Genomic DNA, 24,483 nt, shown 5'->3' on the forward strand with positions numbered 1-24,483 from the left:
AACCGGCATGAACATCCTGATCGTTACCGAAACCTACCCGCCCGAGATCAACGGCGTTGCCCGCACCCTGGCACAGATGGTCAGCGGACTGAGCAAGCTCGGCCACCGCATCACGCTGGTGTGTCCGAAGCAGAAACAACGCCCGTCGGATGACGAGCCGGCCGAAATCCATCCGGTGCGCGGGCTACCACTGCCCGGTTATCCGGGCCTGCAATTCGGCATGCCGGCCGGCGGCCTGATCAAACGACTGATCGCGCACAAACAGATCGACGCCTGCTATATCGCCACCGAAGGACCGCTCGGCCACTCGGCAATGCGCGCCTGCCATCGGGCCGGCGTGCCGTGCCTCTCGGGGATGCACACCAACTTTCATCAATACAGTGGTCACTACAACGCCGGCATGCTGGCGCCCGCCCTGTGGCGCTATCTGCGTGGCTTCCACAACAAGTTGGCCGGTACGCTGGTACCGACCGGCGCCATGGCCGACGAGTTAGAAGACAGCGGGTTTCGCAATCTGCATGTCTGGCCGCGCGGCGTGCATGCCAATCTGTTCAGCCCGGACAGGCGCAATGAAGAACTGCGTGCCCGCTGGGGCATCGGCAGCGACGACATCGTTGTGGTCTATGTCGGGCGGCTGGCACCCGAGAAAAACATCGACACCACCTTCGAGGCCTTTTCGGCCATTCGCGAACGGCATCCAACCGCGCGCATGGTGCTGGTAGGCAACGGCCCGGCCGAGAAGCGACTCAGGGCCACGCACCCCGAGGCGATCTTTGCGGGACCGAGAACCGGTGTCGAACTGGCCGAGTACTATGCCAGCGGCGATATGTTTCTGTTCAGCAGCGTGACCGAGACCTTCGGCAACGTCACGCTGGAGGCCATGGCCAGCGGCCTCGCGGTGGTGTCGTACGACCTGGCGGCCGCGCACGAACTGATAAATCATGGTCACAACGGCCTGCTCGCGCCGGCGGACGACAAGGCGGCCTTCATACAGCATTCGCTCGATTGTGCCGGCGACGCCGCGCTCCGGCAGACACTAAAAGTTCACGCACGTGAAACCGCGCTGCAACAGGACTGGCCGAAACTCATCGACAGGTTGGAAAAACTGTTTTTGGCAGTCCAGCGCGAGGCAACCGTCGATGACCGTGAGAACACTGCTACATCAACTGAGCGTCCTTGAAGCACCGATCTGCCGGGTTGCCAGCCAGCGCGGCGAAAACCTCGAAACCCAGCGTTTCTTCGGCATCATCAGCCGCCTGGGCGACGGCGTCTTCTGGTACCTGATCATGCTGTTGCTGCCGGCACTGTACGGCAACGAAGGCCTACAGGTATCGCTGCAGATGTTGCTGGTCGGCATCAGTTCGCTGTTGATCTACAAGACGCTCAAGACGCTGACCGTACGCGAGCGCCCGTGCGAGGCCTTCCCCGACATCCGCCGCCATGCCCCCATGCTCGACTTATACAGCTTTCCGTCGGGCCACACGATGCATGCGGTCGGATTCACCGCTGTCGTCCTCGGTCATTTCCCCGAGATCGGCATCTTCATCGTACCGATGGCATTGTTGATCGCCTCGTCGCGCCTGGTGTTGGGCCTGCACTATCCGAGCGACGTGATCGTCGGTGCCGTGATCGGCGGCGGCATGGCCTGGCTGAGCTTTCTGCCGCTGGTCTGAGCGACTGCGCTGCGTTTCGTCGGCATGAGACAATGCGCTCATGCCGCAACACCCAATCGATACCTTGATCGTCGGCCAGGGGCTGGCCGGTAGCGCGCTCGCCTGGAAACTGCGCGCCGCCGGTGAACGCGTGTGCGTGATCGACGACGGCCACAAAACCTCGTCATCGCGCGTGGCCGCCGGCCTGATCAATCCTTTGGCCGGCATGCGCTTCAACCGCCGCCCGGAATTGCGCGACTGGCTAAGCGCCGCCGACCGCTGGTATGCGCAGCTCGCGCAGCACTTCGACCGGCCGTTTTTTCATCCGATACCCATGATGCGTTTGTTCCGCTCAGAGCAGCAGAAACGCTTCTACGACAAACGCACGCAAGACGACGAATCCGCAGACCTGATCGGCGCAGCATTCGATGCGGCGCAGCCACCGGAGCCGGTCGACGCACCGTTCGGCGGATTCATGCAGCATCGCACCGGTTATGTCGACCTGCCGTCGCTGTTGTCGATGATCAGGGATTGGCTGCAGCAGGATCGTGCACTGCTGGAGGCCTCGTTTGATGCTTCCAGCCTTCGGATATCACCGCAAGACGTCGAGATCGGCGACCTACGTGCGCGCCGCGTGGTGTTCTGCGAAGGCGCTCAGCTGCGCGACAACCCCTGGTTCAGCTATCTGCCGCTGCAACCGGAAAAAGGCGAGATATTGAACCTGCAGCTGGCCGACCGGCACCCCAAACACATCGTCAACGGAGCGCACTGGTTGGTGCCGCTGGCCAACGGCACCGTTCGCTTCGGCGCCACGCACGATCACAAGCACTTCGATGTGCAAGCAACGGCCGAGGGTCGCGCCACCTTGCTGCAGGGCTTTACAGCCATGTGCAAGAACAACCCACACAACGAGGTCGTCGACCACCAGGCGGGCCTGCGCCCAGGCACACCCGATCGCTACCCGTTCCTTGGCCGACACCCTGAGTTTCCGCAGCTATGGGTATTCAACGGCTTCGGTGCACGCGGCGCGTTGAGCATCCCCTGGTACGCCGATGCCTTGGTCAACCATCTGATTGAAGATGCGCCGTTACCAGCGGAAGCCGATATCGCCCGCCTCAAATGAATCGCCGACCACTCACAAAGATCGCGCAACAAGCGGTAAGTCGAGCATGCCGTGCACACGGGCGTGCAATCGATGCCACGGTAGGTAATGGTCACGACACCCTGTTGCTCGCGCGTTGCGTGGCACCCGACGGCCATGTGGCCGGTTTCGATATTCAGCCATCGGCGCTCGATCACACCCGGCAACGCCTGCACGCTGCCGGTTTGGAGCAACACGTCGAATTGATCGATGCAGGACACGAGCGTATGCGCGATCTGCTGGGCGACGACTGGGTCGGCAACGCCGATGTCGTGATGTTCAATCTCGGCTATCTGCCCGGCGGCGACAAGTCGATCATCACGCAACCGCACACCACCGTGAGCGCGCTCGAGCAGTCACTCGACATGCTACGCCCCGGTGGACTGCTGTCGCTGATGCTGTACCGCGGACACCCCGGCGCCGAGGCCGAGATTGCCGCCGTCACGCAATGGATCGAGGGTTTGAACGACGGCTACGAGATCGAGATCTTGCAATCGCCCGGTCCCTGGTTGTACCTGGTGCGGCGTGCTCAGCCATCGACGGGCTCAGTCGACGCGATCTAACCGGTAGGTGACCTGGCTGCTGCTGTCCTCACTGCCCTGGGAGAAGGTCCAGCCGTCCTGCAGCGGTAGATCGACACTGTTTTCGGGTGGCAGGCTGACCACCTCGCGGACCCGCGCGATGCGCTGCATCCCGCTATGCCGGGTCTCGACATCCTGGCGCTTGCCCAGGATCTGCTTGCCGAGTTCGGCGCGCGCCAGCCAGTTGTCGGCGACCTGATTGTCAGTCTCGCATTCGTAGGTCAACGCCAAGTAGTTGCCGGGCGCGCGGTAACCCGGCTGCAGCCGGACACGATCACCCTCGAGTTCGCCGGCCAACGGGAATCCGGCGAATCGTACCCGCGGCGTTTCGTGCATCGTGAGGTTGCTGTCGAGATAGGTGCCGGCCACCAGGTGGCAATCGAACCAGTTCTGCGGCCCCGACAGCCCCGACACCTTGTCGACCCATCGCGCGCTACCGCTGCCGACCAGAAACTCGCCGTTCGCGATGGTGAACTGGATGATGACTTCCCACGGCATGCGAATACCGCCGCCGAATCCGCCTTCGCCGAGGAAGAAGTCCTGGTGACCGGTTAGCTGCAGCCGCCATTGACCATCCACGCCCGCAGCAGATGCGGTCGCATGGACGAGACACAGCAGGCCCAGCACCGCGGACAGCCAGCGATGTCGCTTCGTTCTACAAGCAGCGGTCGGCGAAACTTGCTCCAGGACGCACTCCCGTTGACGGCAACACAGAACCCGACGACACGACGGCTTTTGCAACCCCCCCTGCCGAGACCGGGTCGAGCCCGACGATGCCGGATCACTCTCTATATAGATGGATGGATCATATGACAGTCATGACGGCCCGGTTGGATCGTCATTCCTATCGATTAGGTACCGCGTCGCAGACACGCCGCAACGGACAATCGATCGAAAGGCCCCGACGACAGACTGGCGCGGCCCCGGTCAGGCGGCCACACCCGGCAGCATCAGCCCGGCCGCGTCGTCACCCATCAGGAAATCGAAGAACGCCCGCGCCACCGGCGGCAGGCGTTTGTCTTTGGTGGTCACCAGGTACCAATGGCGTTCGATCGGGAAACCCTCGACATCAAGCACCACCAGGCGGCCGGCCTCCAGCTCGAGCTCGAGCGTGTGGATCGACACGATCCCCAGGCCCAGCCCGGCCTCGACCGCATGCTTGATCGCCGAATTCGACGTCATCTCCATGCCCGTTTTGAGATGGAATCCGCGTTCCTGAAAGAAACGCTCCATCGCGATGCGCGTGCCCGACTGTTGCTCGCGGGCGACGAACACCTCGTCGCGCAACTCGGCGAGCGGGATGTTTTTGCGCCCCGCCAAAGGGTGACGGGCCGGCGCGATGATGACCAGCGGGTTCTCCATGAACGCGGTCGCGTCCAGGTCGAGGTCTTCCGGCGGCTTGCCCATGATGACCAGGTCGGTCTCATTGCGGGTCAGCTGTTCGAGCAGCGTCTTGCGGTTGGTCACGTCCAGCGAGAAGGTCGTGCCGGGATAGCGTTGCGAGAACGCCGCCAGCAGGCGGGTAGCGAAATAGTTGGCGGTGGTCGCCACGCTGATCCGCAGGTGGCCGGTCTGCACGCCCTTGAGCGCCTCGATCACCTCGTCGAGCTCTTCGAGCTGCCGGCCGATGGCCTGGCTGTAGTGGAAAAACTCTTCGCCGGCCTCGGTCAGACGAATTTGCTTCCCGAGCTTTTCGAACAGCGGCAGGCCCGCGGCCTCCTCCAGTTGGCGGATCTGCATCGACACCGCCGGTTGGCTGAGATGCAGCTCTTCGGCCGCCCGCGTATAGCTCAAATGACGCGCCACGGCCTCGAAAACCTCTAATTGTCTCAGGGTCAGATGCATAAGACCTATATTATGCGATCTATCAGTATTATTGACTGTTAATTATAGGTTGGCCCTCTATACTCGTCCAACCCCATAACAGGACCGGCTAATAAAGCGCGGCCATCAGGGGCCGAAAGCTCCGGTCCAACCGGAAATGGATCAACTCCAAAACAGAGGGTTTTAGGTAATGGCCAAGAAATACGACGCGGGCGTAAAAGAGTACCGCGAAACATATTGGATGCCCGATTACACGCCGAAGGACACCGACATCCTGGCGTGCTTCAAAGTTACCCCGCAGCCGGGCGTGCCGCGCGAGGAAGTCGCCGCCGCCGTGGCAGCTGAGTCTTCGACCGGCACCTGGACCACCGTGTGGACCGACCTGCTGACCGACCTCGACTACTACAAAGGCCGCGCCTACGCGATCGAAGACGTACCGGGTGACGACACCTGCTTCTACGCCTTTGTTGCCTACCCGATCGACCTGTTCGAGGAAGGCTCCGTAGTCAACGTCATGACCTCGCTGGTCGGCAACGTGTTCGGCTTCAAGGCACTGCGCGCACTGCGTCTGGAAGACATCCGCTTCCCGGTCGCCTACGTCATGACCTGTAATGGCCCGCCCCAGGGTATCCAGGTCGAACGCGACCTGCTGAACAAGTACGGTCGTCCGCTGCTGGGCTGCACCATCAAGCCGAAACTGGGTCTGTCGGCCAAAAACTACGGTCGTGCGTGCTACGAAGGCCTGCGCGGCGGTCTGGACTTCACCAAAGACGACGAGAACGTCAACTCGCAGCCGTTCATGCGCTGGCGTCACCGTTTCGACTTCGTCATGGAAGCCATCCAGAAGGCTGAAGCCGAGACCGGCGAGCGCAAGGGTCACTACCTGAACGTTACCGCTCCGACCGCTGACGAAATGATGCGTCGTGCGGAATACGCCAAAGAAATCGGCGCGCCGATCATCATGCACGACTACATCACCGGCGGTTGGGCAGCGAACACCCAGCTGGCACAGTGGTGTCAGAACAACGGCATGCTGCTGCACATCCACCGTGCTATGCACGCCGTACTCGACCGTAACCCGCACCACGGTATCCACTTCCGCGTACTGACCAAGATCCTGCGTCTGTCCGGCGGTGACCACCTGCACTCCGGCACCGTCGTCGGCAAGCTGGAAGGCGACCGCGATGCAACCCTGGGCTGGATCGACATCATGCGTGACAGCTACATCAAAGAAGACCGTTCGCGCGGTATCTTCTTCGACCAGGACTGGGGCGCAATGCCGGGCGTTCTGCCGGTTGCCTCCGGTGGTATCCACGTATGGCACATGCCGGCGCTGGTTTCGATCTTCGGCGACGACTCCGTCCTGCAGTTCGGCGGTGGCACGCTGGGTCACCCATGGGGCAACGCCGCTGGCGCAGCAGCCAACCGCGTAGCGGTCGAGGCCTGTGTCGAGGCACGCAACCAGGGTCGCGAGATCGAGAAGGAAGGCAAAGACATCCTGACCAACGCAGCCAAGTCCAGCCCGGAGCTGAAAGCTGCAATGGAGACCTGGAAAGAAATCAAGTTCGAGTTCGACACCGTCGACAAGCTGGACGTTTCGCACAAGTAATGTCCACCTGCCCTCGCCTTACGTGGCGGGGGCCTCGAGCAACGAATTCGAATTTTTTAGAGGTATATACCAATGAGTGATATGCAGGACTACGCTTCGAGCCTTGCCGATGCCGGCAGCCGCAAGTTCGAGACCTTCTCTTACCTGCCGTCGATGGACGCTGGACAGATCCGCAAGCAGATCGAGTTCATCGTTTCCAAGGGCTGGAACCCTTCGATTGAGCACACCGAGCCGCAGAACGCCAGTGGCTCTTACTGGTACATGTGGAAGCTGCCGATGTTCGGTGAGACCGACGTCGACGCCATCCTGGCCGAGTGCGAGGCATGCCACAAGGCTCACCCGGAAAACCACGTGCGCCTGCTCGGCCTGGACAACTATGCCCAGTGCGCCGGTGCATCCATGGTTATCTACCGTGGTAAAGCCGTCTAAGTACTGATTGCCACAATCAGTATGGGAAGCCCCCGCCCTTCACGGGGCGGGGGCTTTTCGTTTCGGGCAACCGAGTTTTCAGCCCCGAGTGGCGAGCGCCCAACGATGTGCGATCGCCATTCCGGCCTGAACATTCGAACCGGGATCCGATTCCCGTAGCCGTCCAGATAAAAAGGATCACGAGCATGAGCGATATCGACCGCGACCAGTACCTGATCAGCAATGAGCCTTACTACCGTCCCGTGCACAACGAGGTCGACATGTACAAGGCCGCCTACGACGCGCGCATGCCCGTCATGCTCAAAGGCCCGACCGGTTGTGGTAAATCGCGCTTTGTCGAATACATGGCGTGGAAGCTGCAAAAGCCGCTGATCACCGTTGCCTGTAACGAAGACATGACCGCTTCCGACCTGGTCGGTCGCTTCCTGCTCGATATCAATGGCACCAAGTGGCAGGACGGCCCGCTGACCGTGGCTGCACGCATTGGCGCCATCTGCTACCTCGACGAAGTTGTTGAAGCACGTCAGGACACGACCGTTGTTATCCACCCGCTGACCGACCACCGCCGCGAACTGCCGCTGGAAAAGAAAGGCGAACTGGTGAAGGCGCACAACGACTTCCAGATCGTTATCTCATACAACCCGGGCTACCAGTCGCTGATGAAGGATCTCAAGCAGTCCACCAAGCAGCGTTTCGGTGGCCTGGACTTCGACTACCCGGAAACCGATATCGAAACCGAGATCGTTTCGCACGAAGGCGGCGTCGACAAAGAGACCGCACACAAGCTCGTTCAGATCGCACAGCGTTCGCGTAACCTGAAGGGTCACGGCCTCGACGAAGGCATGTCCACCCGCCTGCTGGTTTACGCGGCACAGCTGGTTTCGAAGGGCATCGATGCACAAGCGGCCTGCCAAATGGCATTGGTCACCCCGCTCACGGACGATCCGGATATGCGCGACACCCTGAGTGCCGCCGTCAACACGTACTTCTGAGCGAGCCGAGCATAGACACTGTGGAACGCACACTTGAAAACCTGTTGTACGCGAGCCGATGGCTGCTGGCACCGATCTATATCGGCCTGAGCCTTGCCCTGGTCGCGCTTGGCATCAAGTTCTTCCAGGAGGTCTTCCATATCCTGCCCGGCATCCTGGCGATGAACGAGGCCGACCTGGTATTGGTCGTCCTCAGTCTCGTGGATATCGCGCTGGTCGGCGGCCTGATCGTCATGGTTATGCTCAGTGGTTACGAAAACTTCGTCTCGGCGATCGACATCAAGGAAGGCGAAGAGAAGCTGAGCTGGCTCGGCAAGCTGGACGCGGGTTCACTCAAGCAGAAGGTCGCCGCATCGATCGTCGCGATCTCGTCGATCCATCTTCTCAAAGCGTTCATGAATGCACCGCAACTGCTGGGTAACGGCGACAACAGAGACGATACCTTGCTGATGTGGTACGTGATCATCCACATCACCTTCGTCTTGTCGGCGCTCGGCATGGCCCTGGTTGATCGCATGAACCAAAAGCACTGATTCGGAATCCTGTATGTCAGTCGATTTCTCGGAATACGTCACCTGCCTGAACGACGAAGATCACGAGCACGTCGAAGCGCTCGAAACGTCTTACCATGAAGCGCAGCGCGTCATGTCGCCGCGCGGCCTGCAGAACTATCTGGAAGGCATGCGCGCGTTCTGCACGTTGGGACGCGGCCAAGATTTGGTCTTGACTTACGTGCAGGAGATTCCCGGCGTCGTCAAAGAAGTCGGCGAAGACATCATTCCGGATGTTGTCGAAGCGATGATGAAGCTGTCGTCGCACACCTCTGGCAGCGTCATCACCTTGATCGTTGCCAACCTGCCGATGGCAGCGCAGCGACTGGGTGATGCCGAAGTATTGCGCGGCTTCCTCAAGCTGTTGCACCAGATGACGGGTAAGGCACCACGTGGTCTGCGCCCGATGATGGAGAACCTGGACGAGCTGCTATCCAAGCTGACGCTGGGTGGCCTGCGTCGCTGGGTGATGTTCGGCGCACAGGCGCATCAGCGCGACCTCGATGGCCAGCTGGCCTACTTCGCCCTGAAGACCGAATCATCGAAAGCGATTCTCAAGTCCGAGCGTCGCGGCACCCTGTTCGTCAACAACCAGCGCAAGCTCAACTTCTACCTGCGCGCGTTGTGGGCCCGTTCGTTCTACATGCGACCGACGGCCGGCGACTTTGAATCGCGCCAGGGTATTCGTCCGTACATCGAGAACTTCCAAATCCACGTCCCGGACGCGTTCGACCCGTTCCGCGGCATCGATGGTATGGACCTGTACCGTGCCACCGCTGCTCACTGTGCGGCGCACATGGTTTATACGCGCGACCCCATCTCGGCTGAGCAGCTGTCTCAGGCGCAGATGCGCATGATTGAACTGTTCGAAGATGCGCGCGTGGAATACCTCGCCTACAGCGAGTTCCCCGGTCTACGCAAACTGTGGCTGCAGTTCTTCACGTCGGAGCCCGACAAAGACGACGCCTACGGCAAACCGCACGAGACCATGGACCTGATGATGCGCGCCACGCGCGCCATCATGGACCGTGAATACCGTGATGAGATTCAGGCGATCAACGAGATTGCCGACGACTTCGTTGCCAAACTCGAAGAAGATCCCTATGCGCCCCGCCTGTCATGGATGGCCGGCGTCGACTTCTACAACAAGATGGTCGAGATCGCGAAGATCCCAAGCGTGCGCATCCTCTCTGAATGGCCGATTCCCTATCGTGACGACAACCGTTACTTCTGGGACTTCTCGGAGAACATGTTCGAGACCCAGGGCGTCGACTACCTTCCTTCTTCGCAGCAGACGGTGCGCAAGAATGTCAGCCTGATGGAGTTCGTCAACGAGATCGACTCCGAGATGAAGGACGACAACCCGCAGGAAGTCTGGGTACTGGATACCGAGCTGTTCCCGTACGAAGACATGGGTATCAGCTACAACGAAATGGAAGGCGTCGAGCCAGTCTCCGACCCTTACCATTACAGCGAATGGGACTACCACGTTCAGCTGTCGCGTCCTGACTGGGCAACTGTGCTCGAACGCAAACAAGGGCGTGGCGACCCGGATGTCATGGACGAGATCCTGACCAAGCACAAGCCGGTCGCATCGCGTATTCGACACATCATCGACGCATTGCAACCGCAGGGTATTGTGCGTCGACGCGGCTACGAAGAAGGCGAAGAACTCGACCTGAATGCTGCCGTGCGCGCGATGATCGATATTCGTCGCGGCATCATGCCCGACCCGCGCATCAACATTCGTATTACGCGACACATCCGCGATCTGTCCATCGTGCTGCTGCTCGATTTGTCCGAATCGACCAACGACAAGATCGGCGACATCGCCGAGGGCGAAGAAGGTTACGAAGATCAACCGAGCATCCTCGACCTTACGCGTGAGTCTGCCGGCCTGCTCGCCTGGGCAATCGATTCGATCGGTGACAACTACGCGGTCCATGGCTTTGCCTCGGATGGCCGCCACGATGTGCAGTACTACCGCTTCAAAGACTTCGATCAGCACTATGACGAAGAAGCCAAGTCACGCATGGCCGGCATGAAGGGCAACCTTTCCACCCGCATGGGTGCGGCATTGCGCCACGCCGGCTGGCACCTGACCCAGCAGAATGCGCAAAAGCGCCTTGTGTTGCTGGTCACCGACGGTGAGCCTGCCGATATCGACGAGCGCGACCCGCAATACCTGCGGCACGACGCGAAGAAGGCAGTCGAAGATCTGGCAATGCAGGGCGTGTACACCTATTGCCTGACACTCGATCCGAATGCCGATCGATACGTTGCACGTATCTTTGGTGAGAACAACTATTCGATCGTGGATGATGTGGAGCGGTTGCCGGAGAGATTGCCCAACGTGTTTGCAGCGCTCACCGGGTAGCCGTCCCTGGCGCGACTTCGGCGCGCTGATTTGATCCCAGCCCCGCCCTCCATGGCGGGGCGTTCACTTCGCTGCGTTATGCCACCGGCATAACGGTCGGCACTCACCCTAATGTATTTGCTGCACTAACGGGGTAGCCATCCCTGGCGCGACTTCCGCGCACTGATTAACCCCCAGCCCCGCCCTCCATGGCAGGGCGTTCGCATCGCTGCGTTATGCCCCCGGCATAACGGTCGACACTCACTCCAATGTATTCGCTGCACTAACGGGGTAGCCTTCCCTGGCGCGACGTCCGCGCACTGATTAATCCCCAGCCCCGCCCTCCATGGCGGGGCGTTCGCATCGCTGCGTTATGCCACCGGCATAACGGTCGATACTCACCCCAACGTATTCGCCGCACTCACCGGGTAGTCATCCTCTGCGCGGCTTCCGCGCGTTTGCAGATACCCGCGCCTGCCTTCTGACCACAGGCAAAGCTCAGCCGATCGCCTCCATCAAAGGTTTCGGCACGGCCAGCGTGTAGCCCTGACCGAAGTCTATGCCGATCTCCTTTACCGTATTCAGTATCGAATCGGTTTCGATGTACTCGGCGATAGTGCACTTGCCCATCGTCTTGGCGATGTCGTGGATCGATCGGACAATGGACCGGCTGAACGCATCGTTGGCGATATCGCGCACCAGGTTGCCGTCGATCTTTAGGTAGTCGACCGGCAGGTCTCGCAGATAGAGAAAGGACGTATGTCCACTGCCGAAGTCGTCGAGCGCGAATTCACACCCGATTGCCTGCAGCGCGTCAACGAACGCACGTGCAGCCTGGATATCCGATATCGCCGCAGTTTCAGTTATCTCGAAACAGACATGCTGTGGTGGCAAACCGGTAACCGCGAATGCGTCGAGTACAAAATCGAGGAAGCAGGCACTATCGACCGAGTGGCCGGACAGATTGATCGCAAACGAGCGGTTCGCGAGCAGCTCCCGGGGCAACTCCGACAATTGACGCAGCGCCTCACCGACGACCCAGCGATCGAGCTTGGCCGACAAGCCGTAGCGTTCCGCAACCGGCAGAAACATACCGGCGCTGTAGATGCTGCCCTTGTGGCCTTGCGCGCGCAGCAGTATCTCGAAGCGACTGGCTGCAGGGTTCTTCGGTTGCTCCAAGGGTTGAATCTCTTGAGCGTAGAGCAACAGGTCGTTGTCTTTGAAAGCCCGAATCAACTGATTGAGTATCCGCCCATCTTCTTCCAGGCGCGCCGTGGCGACCAGTTGATCCTGGTAGAACTGGACATGCCCACCGCCCAGGTGCTTGGCCTCTCGGCAGGCATCGCGCGCCTTGCGGATACTTTCTTCAGGCGTGTCCTGGTAGCGATTGGGGCGCACGATACCGACACTGGCGGTCAGTTCGTAGCGCTCGCCGTCATGACTGAAGCGCAAGGCCTCGACACTCTCCAGCAGCATCGTTGCCTTTTCGAGGGCTTGCTCGCGCCCCGCCAGACGCATAATCATGCCGAACTGATCGACGCCGATGCGGCTAACCGCACAGTCTCTTCCGGCAAGACGCAACAGCACACCGGAGAGGACCTCGATAACATGATCAGAGAGCGTGGTACCGCCGCACTCACGGATCATGCGAAACCGATCGATGTCCAGAAAGAACAGGTAGGGCATCGGCCCGGTCAACTCGCGCGACTTTTCCAGACACCGCTGGAAAGTCTCGGGAGTCGCCAAGCCGGTCAACGCGTCCAGATCTACGGGCATATCGGCGAACTCCCCCGTCTGTGGCATCACATGCTCGACCGGTGTCTCTTCGGACGGTCCGGTCAAGGCCGGCTGACCAACATCGCACCGACACAAGGCAAGCCCCAGTATGTCGGCGATCAAACCCAACAGGTTTTCGTGCCAAACCTGAAACACGCGAGGATCAGGATGGTGAACGGCTATCGCACCCACCGCCCGGCCACCGACCGATATCGACTGAATCAACAAACCGGACTGCGATTTGCCTGCGCGTTCACGCGCGCCCGGCCACCGATACGCACCACCGGTTTGGATAACGTCCACGACCTTAGGCAGGCTGATCTCTTCGACGAAAGAGTGTGGAGAACTCGCGACGGTCAAGGGTTGGATCCCACCTGACGGTGATTGCAAGTCGCCGGCGAGGAATACCGCGCAGCCGTGGAACGCGGCGTGTCCGGTGACGATCCCGGAGACCAATTGCGGAATGCCCTCGGCGGGCACCGCGACACAACTCGAAGCCAACTGACGGATGAGACTGAGCGACTCGACCAACATCACGACGCCGGCGCCTTCCCCGACCGCGTATACATCGGTGTTCAGAGTCATGACGGCCGCCTCTGAAATGTCATCGCCAGTTGCTCGATGTTCTGCAGTCGTGCCTGCCAGGTGGTAACCGCGAGCGCCAGGTTTTCTTCGCCGATCGCCAATTCGTCGAGCAAACTACGATGCCGATCGACGCACGCGGCGCTGTCTTCGCCATCGATGTGCTGTTTGCTCATCTGATCGGCGAAGCCGACCAAGGCAACGAGTTGCCAGTCGCTTCCCCGGTAGCCGGAATTGCGGTGGTGAGAAAGCACATTGACGATCGGTGCCGGCAGCTTCCACGCACGGGCGAGCTCGCCGCCTGCCTGCGCATAGTCGATACCAAGAATTCGAGCCTGCAGGTACGACAACTTGGCTTGTTGATCCTCGTTCAACCCGGCAAACACCCGCTCCATGCCGACAGGCGCGATGTGCACCAGTGCCAACATGCCAAGTGAGTGCAACAAGCCCGCCAGGTAAGCATTCGGCAGCTTCCCCCGGCCGGCGTCGTCCACGACTCTCGACAACTCATGGACCAGGGCGGCCGAGAACATCGCGTGCCGCCAAAACCGAAGCGGGAGGAACGACGGGCTGGCGCTCGTCGTAAATGGCTGACTCAGCACCAGCGACATGCACAGATCGCGGACGAGGTGCAGCCCCATCACCCGTATCACGGCATCCGAGATGCTTCTCACCTGCTGAGCGGCAGCGAAGTACGCCGAGTTGGCAACACCAAACACCCGCCCTGCCAGGGACGGCGTCTGCTCGATCAGTTCAATCAGCTGAACCATGCTCATGTCCGGATCGGCCAGCAACATGATGAGTTCCTGCGAACGCCGAGGTATCGGCGGAAGCGATGCGATCTCGTCGAGACGACGGCGCATCAAGCGCTCGAAGTCGCCGCCGTTCGCAGTCTTGTCCTCATCGCTGAGAGTGGCCATCGTAGAGTTCCTTGTGCAGAGTTTGCTGATGTATCGCAAACAGCTTGTCATGCACCAAAGACAAAGTTCTCAGCAACGTCTAATCTTTATCTAAGCTTTTCCTGTCGTTATTTTTTACTTTATAAAACAATAATTTACGGATTGTCTCTTGGAGCAGATGGACACGCAAAACCGCTACTGGATCGGCCGCTGGGAGCTGCTGCCACGGCTCAATTCCCTGAAGCTGGGCGACGAGATCACGCGCCTCGAGCCGCGTTACGTCGACCTGCTGGTTTACCTTGCCGAGCACAAGGGCGAAGTCGTCGCAACCGACGACATCATCGATAAGGTCTGGAATCGCGAGTTCGTCGGCGATCACTCGGTATATCAGGCGATCGCCCGGCTTCGGCGCACACTGGGCGACAATGCCGTCTCCCCGGCGTTCATCGAGACCGTGCCCAAGCGCGGCTATCGTCTGATCTGCGAGGTCCGCCATGTGCCCCCGGACCAGACCGACGAGCAAACCGATGAGCAAATCGCCGACACAGCCCGGCCGGAAACCGCGCCGCCCGCAACGGCGGCACCGCCGGTGCGCCATCGCAAAGTCGCGTGGATCGCCACGTCGCTGATACTGGCGGCGGCCGCCGCGCTGCTGTTCTTAGCCAGCCGCCCACCGCAAGACGACCGCCTGTCCGTGCTCGTCCTGCCGTTCAGCAATGTGTCCACGACCCAGGACAATGACGTGATTGCCGCCGGATTCGCCATAGAGATGGCGAACAGGCTCGGACAACTCGAAGACCTGCGCGTGCTGGGGCCGCAATCGGCGAGTCTCGTGAGCAAGAAAAACCTGGCCATCGGCGACATGCAGACATTGCTCGGTGCGGACATGCTGGTAACCGGCAGCCTGCGCCATGCCGGCGGGAAACTGCGTGCCGTCGCGGTTCTTACCGATCTGCGCACCCAGGAGCAGGTGTGGAGCCAGGCATTCGAACGGGACGATCGCGACGTTTTCCGCCTGCAGATGACCGTCAGCGAAACCCTGGCCGACAATCTCGAACGCCTTGGCTACACCCAGCGAATCGGCGGCAATGATGCGACGGTAGCGCACCTGGATGGCGCTTACGAAGAATTTCTTGCGGCACGCTACTACCGCTTTCAGCGGTCGCCCAAAGACCTCTGGAAGGCTGCGGAACACTTCGAGAAAGCGGTCGAAGCCGAACCGGACTTTGCCGGCGCCCACGTCGGGCTCGCGAAGTCGTACCTGCTGCTATCTTTCTACGCCGATCTGCCATTGTCCGAAGCGATGAAAAAGGCCGAGCCGCACCTCAAAAAAGCCGAAGGCGATCAACTCTTTGCGGCAAGACTGAGCGCAGCGGTGGGGCTGTCGCATTATCTTCAGGGCAACTACGGCGCGGCCGAAGAGCAGCTGCGCAAGGCATTGGATAGGGAACACAACTTTGCCGAGGCCTGGATGTGGCTTGGATTGGCGCTACGCCAACAAGGTCGCCTCGATGAGGCGCTACCCGCGTTCAGCGAAGCGACCAGGCTGGAGCCGCTGATGCCCACGGCTGCCGTCAACCTGGCCAACGCGCTGGCATTCAGCGGTGAGGTCAAAACCGGTTTAACACAACTTCAGAAGTTTGCCGCGCTGACTCCACCCGATGCGCGCGTCAACAGGGCGATGTCGGATCTCTTTCTTGAATCGGGACAGCTGGCGAACGCCTACCGCGAATCCGAAAAAGCCATGTCGCTTACCCCGGAATCGCAGCTGATACGTGCCGGCCACGTGATGATACTGGCCTACCTGCAACAGGCCGATGCGGCCGAACGTCTCGCCACCAGCATTCTCGCCGAGAGCCCTACGCCATCACATGCCGTGCAGCGTTATCTCGATCGGGCTGCGATTGCAGCCCCGCGCATCCTCGGCACGCTGATCGATCCATCACGGGTTGTCGCACTGCAGGACAAACTGGCGACACCAGAGATCGAATGGCGGCAGGCACACGCAAGGGCCGGCCTCAATGCCTATTTCGCCGGCGATATCGAACAGACGAAGACCCATCTAAAACGTGCGCTGGAAGGGCGCACCTACCCGATCGAGCGCACCGATTTCGACCTGTTCTTGTGTACTGCGCTGGTCGATGCCTACCGCAGCGAGAAGGACGACAGCGAAAGCAAACGCTGGCTGAACCAATGCACGCAAAGCTACCGGTTCGCCGTCAATCACGGCTGGAACACGATCGGACTGCGCTACATGGCCGCCCGCTTGGAGTATTGCCGCGGCCACCGGACATCGGCCATGACAATGTTGGCCGCACTGCAAGACAGCGGTTTCACCAATATCGGCCTGCTGAACACCGACCCGATGTTTCGTGATCTACGCCAACACAAGGATTTCAAGCATCTCAGCAACCGGGTGCAGCATCTCGTCGATTCATCATGGGTAGCGATTACACCCACTGATCGCAAATCGTCAAACGACAGCTAGTCCCTGAACGGCAACACCTTCTTGCCCTTGGGATCGCAACCGTTTTCACGCTGACGCTTCTCGGCCAGTTCCAAGGCCTTGCCGAATTCGCCGATCAGGCGCTGGTGCAGGTCGCGTGCGTCGTTGTGATAGTAGACCAGCTCGATCTGCGCGGGCTCGGTCAGGTCGTCGCGATGCTGGTCGTAACGGAACACCCACGCCAACATGATCAAACGCCCACCCTGCCCGCCGCGCACGGCGTAGGCCTGGTTATCGACAAAGATCACCTCTTCCTCGTCGATCACCGATTGCATCTGCATGCTGCGAATCGGTACGAACACGTGCTCGTACTGACAGCGGCTGAGCATCAGGCGACAACGGTTGTACAACGTTGCCGGAATCGTCAGTCGCTCGCGCGCGATCTCGTTGGGTTTGAAGAATGTCTCTGTCACAAGGTTGCCCAGGCCGCAGGGGTGGAACTCAGTCGTCGTCGCCCAGTTCCGGGTCCCAACCCAGTTCGCGCGCCCGCGCAACGGCTGCATCGTAGATCGCCTGGTGACGCTCGCGCAGTTCGGGCGGCAGGTTGGAAACCAGATGACCGTACTTGTTCCACTCGATGGTCACTTTGTCGTACAGGGAATCGATCCCTTGCACCGTCCAGCCTTCACAGGTCTCGGTCTCAGGGATCAGGCCGAACAACCAGGCATCGCGGATGACATTTCCGGTCGGATTCATCGCGCCTTTCGGGTCCTTGTCGATGCCCATGTATTTCTTGACTTGCATGCCGGTTCAGCTCACTGGATATTGCAGATTCGATATTCTAGCAAACACCGCATTGACCCCCGCCCCTTCATGAATCAAGACAATCTAACCATCGTCGACCTGTTGCGCCACGGCGAACCGGTCGGCGGCAGCCGGTTTCGCGGCAATGGCGTCGACGACCCCTTGTCGGAGGACGGCTGGCAGCAGATGCAACAAACGACCAACGCCTTAACCGGCTGGGACCTGATCATCAGTTCGCCCATGCAGCGCTGTCAGGCATTTGCTTCGCATCTCGCTGCCGAACGCAAGCTGGCGCTGGCGATCGAACCGGCCTTCCGCGAGGTGGGCTTCGGCGCCTGGGAGGGGCAGAACCGCGAGACCCTGCGACGCGACCGGGCCGAGGAGTATCTCGCGTTCTACCGCGACCCGGTCAACAACCGGCCGGCCGGTGCCGAACCGCTCGCTGACTTCGGGCGGCGGATCAGCGAGGCCTTCGAGCGCGTACTCGCAGCACATGCAGGGCGGCACGTGCTGATCGTCGCCCATGCCGGCGTGATCCGTGCGACCGTCGGCCACGTATTGCAGGCGCCGGCGACCCATTGGTACCAGGCACAGGTCGACTATGCGGCATTGTCGCGCTTCGCCGTCGATGGGGCCGGCGCCCGCCTGATCCATCACAATTGGCGCCCGAGCCTGTAAACTGCGCGCTCAGATTGCCCAGACGGAACCAGGAGCCTGACAGATGGCGTTTGCCCGCTTGATATTTCGCGTTTTGCTCGGAACCCTGATTCTGCTGGCGGTGATCGGCATGTTTCTGCCGGATACCGCGCAGGTCGAGCGCAGCATTGTGATCAATGCACCGGCCGACAAGATCTTCCCCCACCTGAACAGCATGCGGGCGTTTCACGCCTGGTCGCCGTGGACACAGGTCGATCCGGACACCAGCTACACCTTCGAAGGCCCCGAACAGGGTGTCGGATCGCGCATGACCTGGAGCAGCGGCGATGAGCGTGTCGGCCAGGGAAGCCAGGAGATCACCGCCAGCGCCCCCAACCAGAGCGTCGATACCCACCTGGTGTTCGGCGACGAGGGCGAAGGCGATGCACGCTTCGTGCTCGAACCCGAGGGACAGGGCACCCGTATCCGCTGGGAGTTCGAAACCGAGTTTGGCTGGGACCTGTTCGGCCGCTACGTGGGCCTGATGCTCGATACGATGATCGGCACCTCGTACGATCGCGGTCTGAAAGAGCTCAAGTCACGCATCGAACAGCCCGAAGCTCCTGCCGAGCCCGACAGCAACGCCTGAATATGTCGTCGCACGTCGCCGCTACGATTTTCACCATTTAGCTTTCCAAGGCTTGGGCTTGATCCACGCCTTAGGTTCGGCTCGCGCCAACTGTTAAGGTGGATAGATAGCGCGACGGTCGCAGGCGCATCTCCGCCGCGACCGCCATGCGTCGTTCCACATACCTTGATCGCATCGGGGCAGGCACATGAAACAGGCAATCGGTGAAAACAGCTATCTGATCGACACGGGGCTGTACCGCCCCAACCACGCTGCCTGCTATCTGATCGAAGACGCCGGCGAACTCGCGCTGATCGATACCGGTACCCAGCACTCGCTGCCACGGGTACTGAACGCCATCGAATCGCTGGGGGCCACGCCCGAGCAGGTGCGCTACGTGATGCCGACGCATGTGCACCTCGACCACGCCGGCGGCGCCGGGCAATTGATGGAGGCCTGCTCGAACGCAACGCTGGTGGTCCATCCTAAAGGTCAACAACACATGATCGATCCGTCGAAGCTGCAGGCCGGCGCGACCGAGGTCTATGGTGAAGACGCCTTCCGACGCGATTTCGGCACCCTGATGCCGACCGATGAGCAACGCACGGTGGCCGCCAACGACCTGCAGACCTTCGAGCTCGGCAACCGCCGCCTGCAGTTCCTGCACACGCCGGGTCATGCCAACCACCACGGCTGTATCTTCGATCAACAGAGCGGCTACCTGTACACCGGCGACACCTTCGGCCTCGGCTACACCGAGTTTCGAAACAACGGTGAACCGCTGCTGGTCGCCACAACCACACCCGTGGCATTCGATCCAGAGGCCTGGTTCGACAGCCTCGATCACATGATGGCCATGAATCCGCAGGCCTGTTGCCTGACCCATTTCGGCAAGATCGACAAACCCGGGGAACGCGTCGCACAGTTGCGCGCCAGCATCGAGGCACATGTGAAGATCGCGCTCGACGAAGAAGCGCTGCCCCTCGAGGGGCGTTCGGAGCGCCTGCACGGTGCCGTGTACAACGTGCTGGTCAGCGCCGGTTGCGCCCATAGCAACCTGAGCGAGGAAGAGGTCCGTTCGATTTTCGCCTCCGACATCGATCTGAACGCCCAAGGACTTGCCGTCTGGCTTGTCAGGCGGGCCAAAAAACGCGCATAGTTGGGCGCTTTGCGTCGTTTCACGATGCCGAACGCCGGACAGAACGCCCGGCCCCGCTATAATTTCGTCCCACAAGCACAAAACACCGACAAAACATGCAACAAACCGACGACCTTCGTATCGAGGCCATTCATCAGGTCGAACCACCGGCCTCAGTGCACGAACGCCACCCATTAACGGAAGAAGCCGCGCAGACGGTGCTCAATGCGCGTAACGCCATCCACCGCATCCTATCCGGTGAAGACGACCGCTTGCTGGTGGTGATCGGCCCCTGCTCGGTGCACGATCCGGAAGCCGCGATCGAGTACGCCAATCGATTGATCCCTGTTCGCGACCGCCTCAAAGACGACCTGATCGTCGTCATGCGCGTCTATTTCGAAAAGCCGCGCACCACCGTCGGTTGGAAAGGCCTGATCAACGACCCGGATCTGAACGAGAGCTTCCAGATCAACAAGGGCTTGAACCTGGCGCGCGAGCTGCTGCTCAAGATCAACAACATGGGATTGCCGGCCGGTACCGAGTTTCTCGACCTGATCAGCCCGCAGTACGTCGCCGACCTGATCAGTTGGGGCGCGATCGGTGCGCGCACCACGGAAAGCCAGGGCCACCGCGAGCTGGCGTCGGGCCTGTCGTGCCCGGTCGGCTTCAAGAACGGAACCGACGGCACAATGCGTATCGCGGTCGACGCCATGCGCGCCGCCGAACGGCCGCACGTGTTCCTGTCGCTGACCAAAGACGGGCGTTCGGCGATCTTCAATACGCGCGGCAACGCCGATACGCACATCATCCTGCGTGGCGGCAAGCGCCCCAATTACGATACGGAATCGGTCGCTGAAGCCGTGCAGGAGATGACCAAGGGCGGCGTAACGCCGAACCTGATGATCGACTTCAGCCACGCCAACAGCCGCAAACAGCACGAAAAACAGATCGACGTGGGCGAAGACGTTGCCCGCCAGATCCGGCGCGGCAACCACAACATCGTCGGCGTGATGATCGAGAGCCACCTGATCGGCGGCCGTCAGGACCTGGGCGAAGGCGATCTGACCTATGGCCAGAGCGTCACCGATGCCTGTCTGGCCTGGGAAGACAGCGTGCCGCTGTTGGAGAAGCTGGCCGAAGCCGTTCGCAAGCGTCGCGAAACGGCCAAAACCGAATCCACCGATTGAGCAAGGCACACTAGGGCGAAGGCGGCCGGAGCGCCGCCTTTTCCCGGCGACCGGCGATCAGAAGTCGTCAAAGCCCGCCTTGCGAAACCATTCCTTGGCCTTTTCTTCGTCGCGTTCGACCCCGTTGCCTTCGCGATACATCATGCCGATCGTGGTCATGGCGCCTTGCAGACCCTGGTCGGCCGCCTTCTTGAACCACTCGAGCGCCTTCTCGCCGTTCTGCTCGACGCATTCGCCCTGCATGTACATAAAGGCAAGCCCGTGCTGCGCCAAGCCCATGCCCGATTCGGCAGCGGCTTTCATGTAGCGATAGGCCATCAGCTGGTTCTCCACCATGCCGAGTCCGTTCTGCGCCATGATCGCCATGCGGTACTGGGCTTCCGGGTTGCCTTCCTCGGCCTTCGGCGCCAGCAGGCGGGTCGCAGTACTGAAATGTTTCGATTCGAACGCAGCGATGCCGCTGCTCAAATCCATGTCCAGGCCATCATCGTTGTCAGTCATTCGGCTCTTGTACTCCTCTTCAGGCCGGCGGCCGGCCGGTAATCGTGCGGTCGGATCGCGACGCGACAGTGCACCTTCACACATAGCTGCTCTTGCGCGTCGTAAAACCCGTATTCGAAACGCGGCGTCGCCCGCCCGCGTTCGCTCAATTCAGTTCGAATCGCAGCCTCGTGCGCCGGATCGAGCACGAAACGCAGTTCCATGTCGGTTCGGCTCTCGTGCTGAAAATCCAGCGACAGGTCGCGCGTCCACAACTGGTGCCCTGGAAAATGCCGGTTGCACACCAGCGCGGCGATTGGATCCGCCAAGCAGGCCATCGACCCGCCGAACATACCACCGCCGGGGTTGCGATTTGCCGCCAGCGGCAACAACAAGCGCACCGTGCGCCAGTCATCGCTCAGGTCGACGACCTTCACCCGCAAGGCGCGAAACGGCGGATACCATTCCAGGCGCTTGTGCGCGGGCAACAGCCGTCGAATCTTTTCCGGGATACGCATAGACTTATACCATCGCGCCCGCTCCAACCAACGTCGCAAAGCGGCGGGAAATATCGCCGCCTGGCACCGCGCAAGCGATTGCAACGCCGGTTAAACTGCCGGGCCCTACCAACAACACCAAAGATCGATGCAGACCGCGCTAGCTGATTTCATCCGCGATACCGCCGCCGGCAAGGAAGCCGACCAGATTCTGCGCGCCTGCGTGCACTGCGGTTTTTGTACAGCGACCTGTCCAACATACCAGCTTCTGGGGGACGAACTCGACGGCCCGAGAGGACGAATCTACCAGATCAAGCAAGTCCTCGAAGGTGCACCGGCCAACGAGACGACGCGTGAACATCTCGATCGCTGCCTGACCTGCCGGTCGTGCGAGACGACCTGCCCGTCCGGCGTCAACTACCACCGGCTGCTCGACATCGGCCGCGTACAGGTCGAGCGCCAGGCGCCGCGACCATTCACACAACGCCTGATGCGCCGCGTGCTGATCGAAACCCTGTCGTATCGCAGCCGTTTCACGCCACTGATCGGTCTTGGGCGCTGGCTGCGGCCGATGCTGCCGCAGAACCTGCGCGCCAAAGTGCCGGTCGCACAGACGCTCGACGCACCGTTGGTCGTACCGAAGTCGGCGGACCGACGGGTACTGATGCTCGACGGCTGTGTACAACCCGGGCTGGCGCCGGAGATCAACCAGGCGCTGGAGGCCGTGCTCGCGGCGCTCGGCATCGCCATCGAGCGCACACCGCAGGCCGGCTGTTGCGGCGCCGTGGCGCATCATCTGAGCGACGAGCAGCGTGCGCGCGAAATGGCCAAGCGCAACATCGATGCCTGGCTGCCGCCGCTCGACAAGGGCGCCGAGGCATTGATCGTGACCGCCAGCGGTTGCGGTGCGCACATCCATGACTACCCCAGCCTGCTGGCCGACGACCCGGCGTATGCCGAAAAGGCACAGCGCTTGGTGAGCGCCACACGCGATCCGCTGCAACTGCTCGCCGCCGAGCCGCTGGAAGATCTGAAACTGCACCCGCGCAGCGAGCGCGTTGCCGTGCATACGCCCTGCACGCTGCAACACGCCTTGAAACTCGGCGGCCTGGCCGAGCAGGTGTTGACCCGCTTGGGCTACTCGCTGTGTACGGTGGCCGAGAGCCACCTATGCTGCGGTTCGGCCGGCACCTACTCGATGCTGCAACCCGAACTGTCGCAACGCTTACGGGCGCGCAAGCTGCAGGCACTCAAGATCGACCACCCGGACGTGATCGCCACGGCCAACATCGGTTGCCTGCTGCACCTCGGCGAGAGCGGCGGCGTGCCGGTGCGTCATTGGCTGACCATCGTGGCCGAGGATCTGCATCTCGACTGAACGCGGACGCTAGTCTTCCAGGTGCTGCGTAATCCACTCACGCCACTGCGCCAGCAAAGGCTCATGGGTTGCGGCAATCGCGATGCGCGGCGTCAACGAATCGGCCGGCAACCAATCCCCGTGATAGTCGTCGACCAGGCCGCCGGCTGCGCCGGCCTCGCGCAGAATCAGGTAACCCGCCGCGTAATCCCACAACTTTTGCCCGCCATGCAGATAGATCTGACACCGTCCCGCTGCGACCCAACACCAGTCGAGCGCGACCGAACCGAAACTGCGCTGCGAGCGATAAGGGGCGCGCCGGGCGAGTGCCGTGATCAGCGATTCCGGTAGCCGCTTGAGATCCACCATCGCCATCGACGCCTTCAAGGTCTCGGGCATCGCCTGCGCGACCAGGGGTTCGCCGTCCAACCAGGCACCCTGGCCTTGCAGGGCACTGAAACACTCGTCGCGCGCCGGATCATAGACCACGGCGGCCAACACCTGTCCCTGGCGGATCAAGGCCAGCGAGACGCCGAAGAACGGGATGCCGGCAGCGAAGTTGCTGGTGCCGTCGAGCGGGTCGAGACACCACAGGCCCGCACCGGGATTCGCCAACAGGCGCTGGTGTTCGGCGGCGGACATCTCTTCGCCCAACAACTGAAAGTCCGGCCATTGCGACGCCAGTTCGTCTTGCAGTCGGTGCTGCATGGCGTAGTCGGCTTCGGTAATCACCGATCCATCGGCCTTGGTCGCTGCGCTCACGTCGTTGAAACGTGACATCAATTCGTCGATCGCCGCGGTGCGAACCATCTGCCTTATGCGCTCGAGGTCGTTTACATCCAACATCTGAACCAAATGAATCTCAAAACTTAGGTATTAACTTTATATTTTACTGCCCTTGCGCCGCATAACCCAATG

At 61.0% G+C, this 24,483-nt stretch carries 24 protein-coding genes; 15 read left to right on the plus strand and 9 right to left on the minus strand.

The window, feature by feature from the left end; all coding sequences use genetic code 11:
• Positions 1 to 7: 7 nt before the first annotated feature.
• Genes B1781_RS18340 through B1781_RS18355 form a run of 4 tightly spaced genes read left to right on the plus strand, consistent with a single transcriptional unit; the run spans position 8 to position 3,356 of the window.
• A complete protein-coding gene (locus tag B1781_RS18340) occupies positions 8 to 1,180 on the plus strand; it encodes a glycosyltransferase family 4 protein (RefSeq protein ID WP_078121042.1) in 1,173 nt (390 codons plus the stop codon).
• Positions 1,140 to 1,673 carry a phosphatase PAP2 family protein gene (locus tag B1781_RS18345; RefSeq protein WP_078121043.1) on the plus strand — a complete coding sequence of 178 codons (534 nt, stop codon included), beginning with the start codon at positions 1,140 to 1,142 and terminating at the stop codon, positions 1,671 to 1,673. The genes B1781_RS18340 and B1781_RS18345 overlap by 41 nt, the downstream gene beginning before the upstream one ends.
• A gap of 40 nt (positions 1,674 to 1,713) precedes the next feature.
• On the plus strand, positions 1,714 to 2,775 hold the full coding sequence (locus B1781_RS18350) for an NAD(P)/FAD-dependent oxidoreductase (protein ID WP_078121044.1): 1,062 nt from the start codon (positions 1,714 to 1,716) through the stop codon (positions 2,773 to 2,775).
• Positions 2,772 to 3,356 carry a tRNA (mnm(5)s(2)U34)-methyltransferase gene (locus B1781_RS18355; RefSeq protein WP_078121045.1) on the plus strand — a complete coding sequence of 195 codons (585 nt, stop codon included), beginning with the start codon at positions 2,772 to 2,774 and terminating at the stop codon, positions 3,354 to 3,356. The genes B1781_RS18350 and B1781_RS18355 overlap by 4 nt, the downstream gene beginning before the upstream one ends.
• On the opposite strand, the gene B1781_RS18360 is transcribed toward B1781_RS18355, so the two are convergent.
• Together B1781_RS18360 and B1781_RS18365 are read right to left on the minus strand one after the other, a co-directional pair.
• Entirely contained in the window at positions 3,339 to 4,001 is a 663-nt protein-coding gene (locus tag B1781_RS18360) for a hypothetical protein (RefSeq protein ID WP_078121046.1), read from the minus strand. The genes B1781_RS18355 and B1781_RS18360 overlap by 18 nt on opposite strands.
• A 300-nt stretch (positions 4,002 to 4,301) precedes the next feature.
• Positions 4,302 to 5,219 (minus strand): LysR family transcriptional regulator, encoded by a 918-nt coding sequence (locus B1781_RS18365; RefSeq protein WP_078121047.1) that lies wholly within the window; start codon positions 5,217 to 5,219, stop codon positions 4,302 to 4,304.
• Positions 5,220 to 5,388: 169 nt separating this feature from the next.
• Here B1781_RS18365 and B1781_RS18370 point away from each other — a divergent pair, with 169 nt between their 5' ends.
• The 5 genes from B1781_RS18370 (at position 5,389) to B1781_RS18390 (ending at position 11,156) form a co-directional block, all read left to right on the plus strand.
• Positions 5,389 to 6,807, plus strand: coding sequence for a form I ribulose bisphosphate carboxylase large subunit (locus B1781_RS18370; RefSeq protein ID WP_078121048.1), 1,419 nt, complete (start codon positions 5,389 to 5,391; stop codon positions 6,805 to 6,807).
• A gap of 72 nt (positions 6,808 to 6,879) precedes the next feature.
• A complete protein-coding gene (locus B1781_RS18375; protein WP_078121049.1) occupies positions 6,880 to 7,236 on the plus strand; it encodes a ribulose bisphosphate carboxylase small subunit in 357 nt (118 codons plus the stop codon).
• A gap of 185 nt (positions 7,237 to 7,421) precedes the next feature.
• On the plus strand, positions 7,422 to 8,228 hold the full coding sequence (locus B1781_RS18380; RefSeq protein WP_078121050.1) for a CbbQ/NirQ/NorQ/GpvN family protein: 807 nt from the start codon (positions 7,422 to 7,424) through the stop codon (positions 8,226 to 8,228).
• A gap of 20 nt (positions 8,229 to 8,248) precedes the next feature.
• Entirely contained in the window at positions 8,249 to 8,761 is a 513-nt protein-coding gene (locus B1781_RS18385) for a TIGR00645 family protein (protein WP_078121051.1), read from the plus strand.
• A gap of 13 nt (positions 8,762 to 8,774) precedes the next feature.
• Complete coding sequence (locus B1781_RS18390; RefSeq protein WP_078121052.1) at positions 8,775 to 11,156, plus strand: nitric oxide reductase activation protein NorD; 2,382 nt, start codon at positions 8,775 to 8,777, stop codon at positions 11,154 to 11,156.
• A 477-nt stretch (positions 11,157 to 11,633) separates the two neighbouring features.
• On the opposite strand, the gene B1781_RS18395 is transcribed toward B1781_RS18390, so the two are convergent.
• Positions 11,634 to 13,496 carry an EAL domain-containing protein gene (locus B1781_RS18395; RefSeq protein ID WP_078121053.1) on the minus strand — a complete coding sequence of 621 codons (1,863 nt, stop codon included), beginning with the start codon at positions 13,494 to 13,496 and terminating at the stop codon, positions 11,634 to 11,636.
• Entirely contained in the window at positions 13,493 to 14,413 is a 921-nt protein-coding gene (locus B1781_RS18400; protein ID WP_164513459.1) for an HDOD domain-containing protein, read from the minus strand. Before B1781_RS18400 ends, B1781_RS18395 begins: the two co-directional genes overlap by 4 nt.
• A gap of 157 nt (positions 14,414 to 14,570) precedes the next feature.
• Between B1781_RS18400 and B1781_RS18405 the strand changes: the two genes are divergently transcribed.
• Positions 14,571 to 16,880 carry a winged helix-turn-helix domain-containing protein gene (locus B1781_RS18405; RefSeq protein WP_078121055.1) on the plus strand — a complete coding sequence of 770 codons (2,310 nt, stop codon included), beginning with the start codon at positions 14,571 to 14,573 and terminating at the stop codon, positions 16,878 to 16,880.
• Here the strand turns inward: B1781_RS18405 and B1781_RS18410 are convergent.
• Together B1781_RS18410 and B1781_RS18415 are read right to left on the minus strand one after the other, a co-directional pair.
• A complete protein-coding gene (locus B1781_RS18410; RefSeq protein WP_078121056.1) occupies positions 16,877 to 17,311 on the minus strand; it encodes a hypothetical protein in 435 nt (144 codons plus the stop codon). The genes B1781_RS18405 and B1781_RS18410 overlap by 4 nt on opposite strands.
• A 28-nt stretch (positions 17,312 to 17,339) precedes the next feature.
• Positions 17,340 to 17,642 carry a hypothetical protein gene (locus B1781_RS18415; protein ID WP_078121057.1) on the minus strand — a complete coding sequence of 101 codons (303 nt, stop codon included), beginning with the start codon at positions 17,640 to 17,642 and terminating at the stop codon, positions 17,340 to 17,342.
• 69 nt (positions 17,643 to 17,711) lie between these two features.
• Between B1781_RS18415 and B1781_RS18420 the strand changes: the two genes are divergently transcribed.
• The 4 genes from B1781_RS18420 to aroG all read left to right on the plus strand — a co-directional run bounded on the left by B1781_RS18420 (position 17,712) and on the right by aroG (position 21,231).
• Positions 17,712 to 18,320, plus strand: coding sequence for a histidine phosphatase family protein (locus B1781_RS18420; RefSeq protein ID WP_078121058.1), 609 nt, complete (start codon positions 17,712 to 17,714; stop codon positions 18,318 to 18,320).
• A gap of 43 nt (positions 18,321 to 18,363) precedes the next feature.
• On the plus strand, positions 18,364 to 18,927 hold the full coding sequence (locus B1781_RS18425) for an SRPBCC family protein (RefSeq protein ID WP_078121059.1): 564 nt from the start codon (positions 18,364 to 18,366) through the stop codon (positions 18,925 to 18,927).
• A gap of 187 nt (positions 18,928 to 19,114) precedes the next feature.
• A complete protein-coding gene (locus tag B1781_RS18430; RefSeq protein WP_078121060.1) occupies positions 19,115 to 20,065 on the plus strand; it encodes an MBL fold metallo-hydrolase in 951 nt (316 codons plus the stop codon).
• Positions 20,066 to 20,160: 95 nt separating this feature from the next.
• A complete protein-coding gene (gene aroG / locus B1781_RS18435) occupies positions 20,161 to 21,231 on the plus strand; it encodes a 3-deoxy-7-phosphoheptulonate synthase AroG (RefSeq protein WP_078121061.1) in 1,071 nt (356 codons plus the stop codon).
• 57 nt (positions 21,232 to 21,288) lie between these two features.
• On the opposite strand, the gene B1781_RS18440 is transcribed toward aroG, so the two are convergent.
• Positions 21,289 to 21,732, minus strand: a complete 444-nt coding sequence (locus tag B1781_RS18440) for a tetratricopeptide repeat protein (protein ID WP_078121062.1) — start codon at positions 21,730 to 21,732, stop codon at positions 21,289 to 21,291.
• Entirely contained in the window at positions 21,729 to 22,229 is a 501-nt protein-coding gene (locus B1781_RS18445) for a PaaI family thioesterase (RefSeq protein WP_078121063.1), read from the minus strand. The genes B1781_RS18440 and B1781_RS18445 overlap by 4 nt, the downstream gene beginning before the upstream one ends.
• Before the next feature lie 127 nt (positions 22,230 to 22,356).
• Between B1781_RS18445 and glcF the strand changes: the two genes are divergently transcribed.
• A complete protein-coding gene (gene glcF, locus B1781_RS18450) occupies positions 22,357 to 23,586 on the plus strand; it encodes a glycolate oxidase subunit GlcF (RefSeq protein WP_078121064.1) in 1,230 nt (409 codons plus the stop codon).
• Positions 23,587 to 23,595: 9 nt separating this feature from the next.
• On the opposite strand, the gene B1781_RS18455 is transcribed toward glcF, so the two are convergent.
• Positions 23,596 to 24,411, minus strand: coding sequence for an inositol monophosphatase family protein (locus B1781_RS18455; RefSeq protein WP_078121065.1), 816 nt, complete (start codon positions 24,409 to 24,411; stop codon positions 23,596 to 23,598).
• Positions 24,412 to 24,483: the final 72 nt, after the last annotated feature.

Source organism: Thiosocius teredinicola (genome assembly GCF_002009425.1).
In the GTDB taxonomy this organism is placed as follows: domain Bacteria; phylum Pseudomonadota; class Gammaproteobacteria; order Chromatiales; family Chromatiaceae; genus Thiosocius; species Thiosocius teredinicola.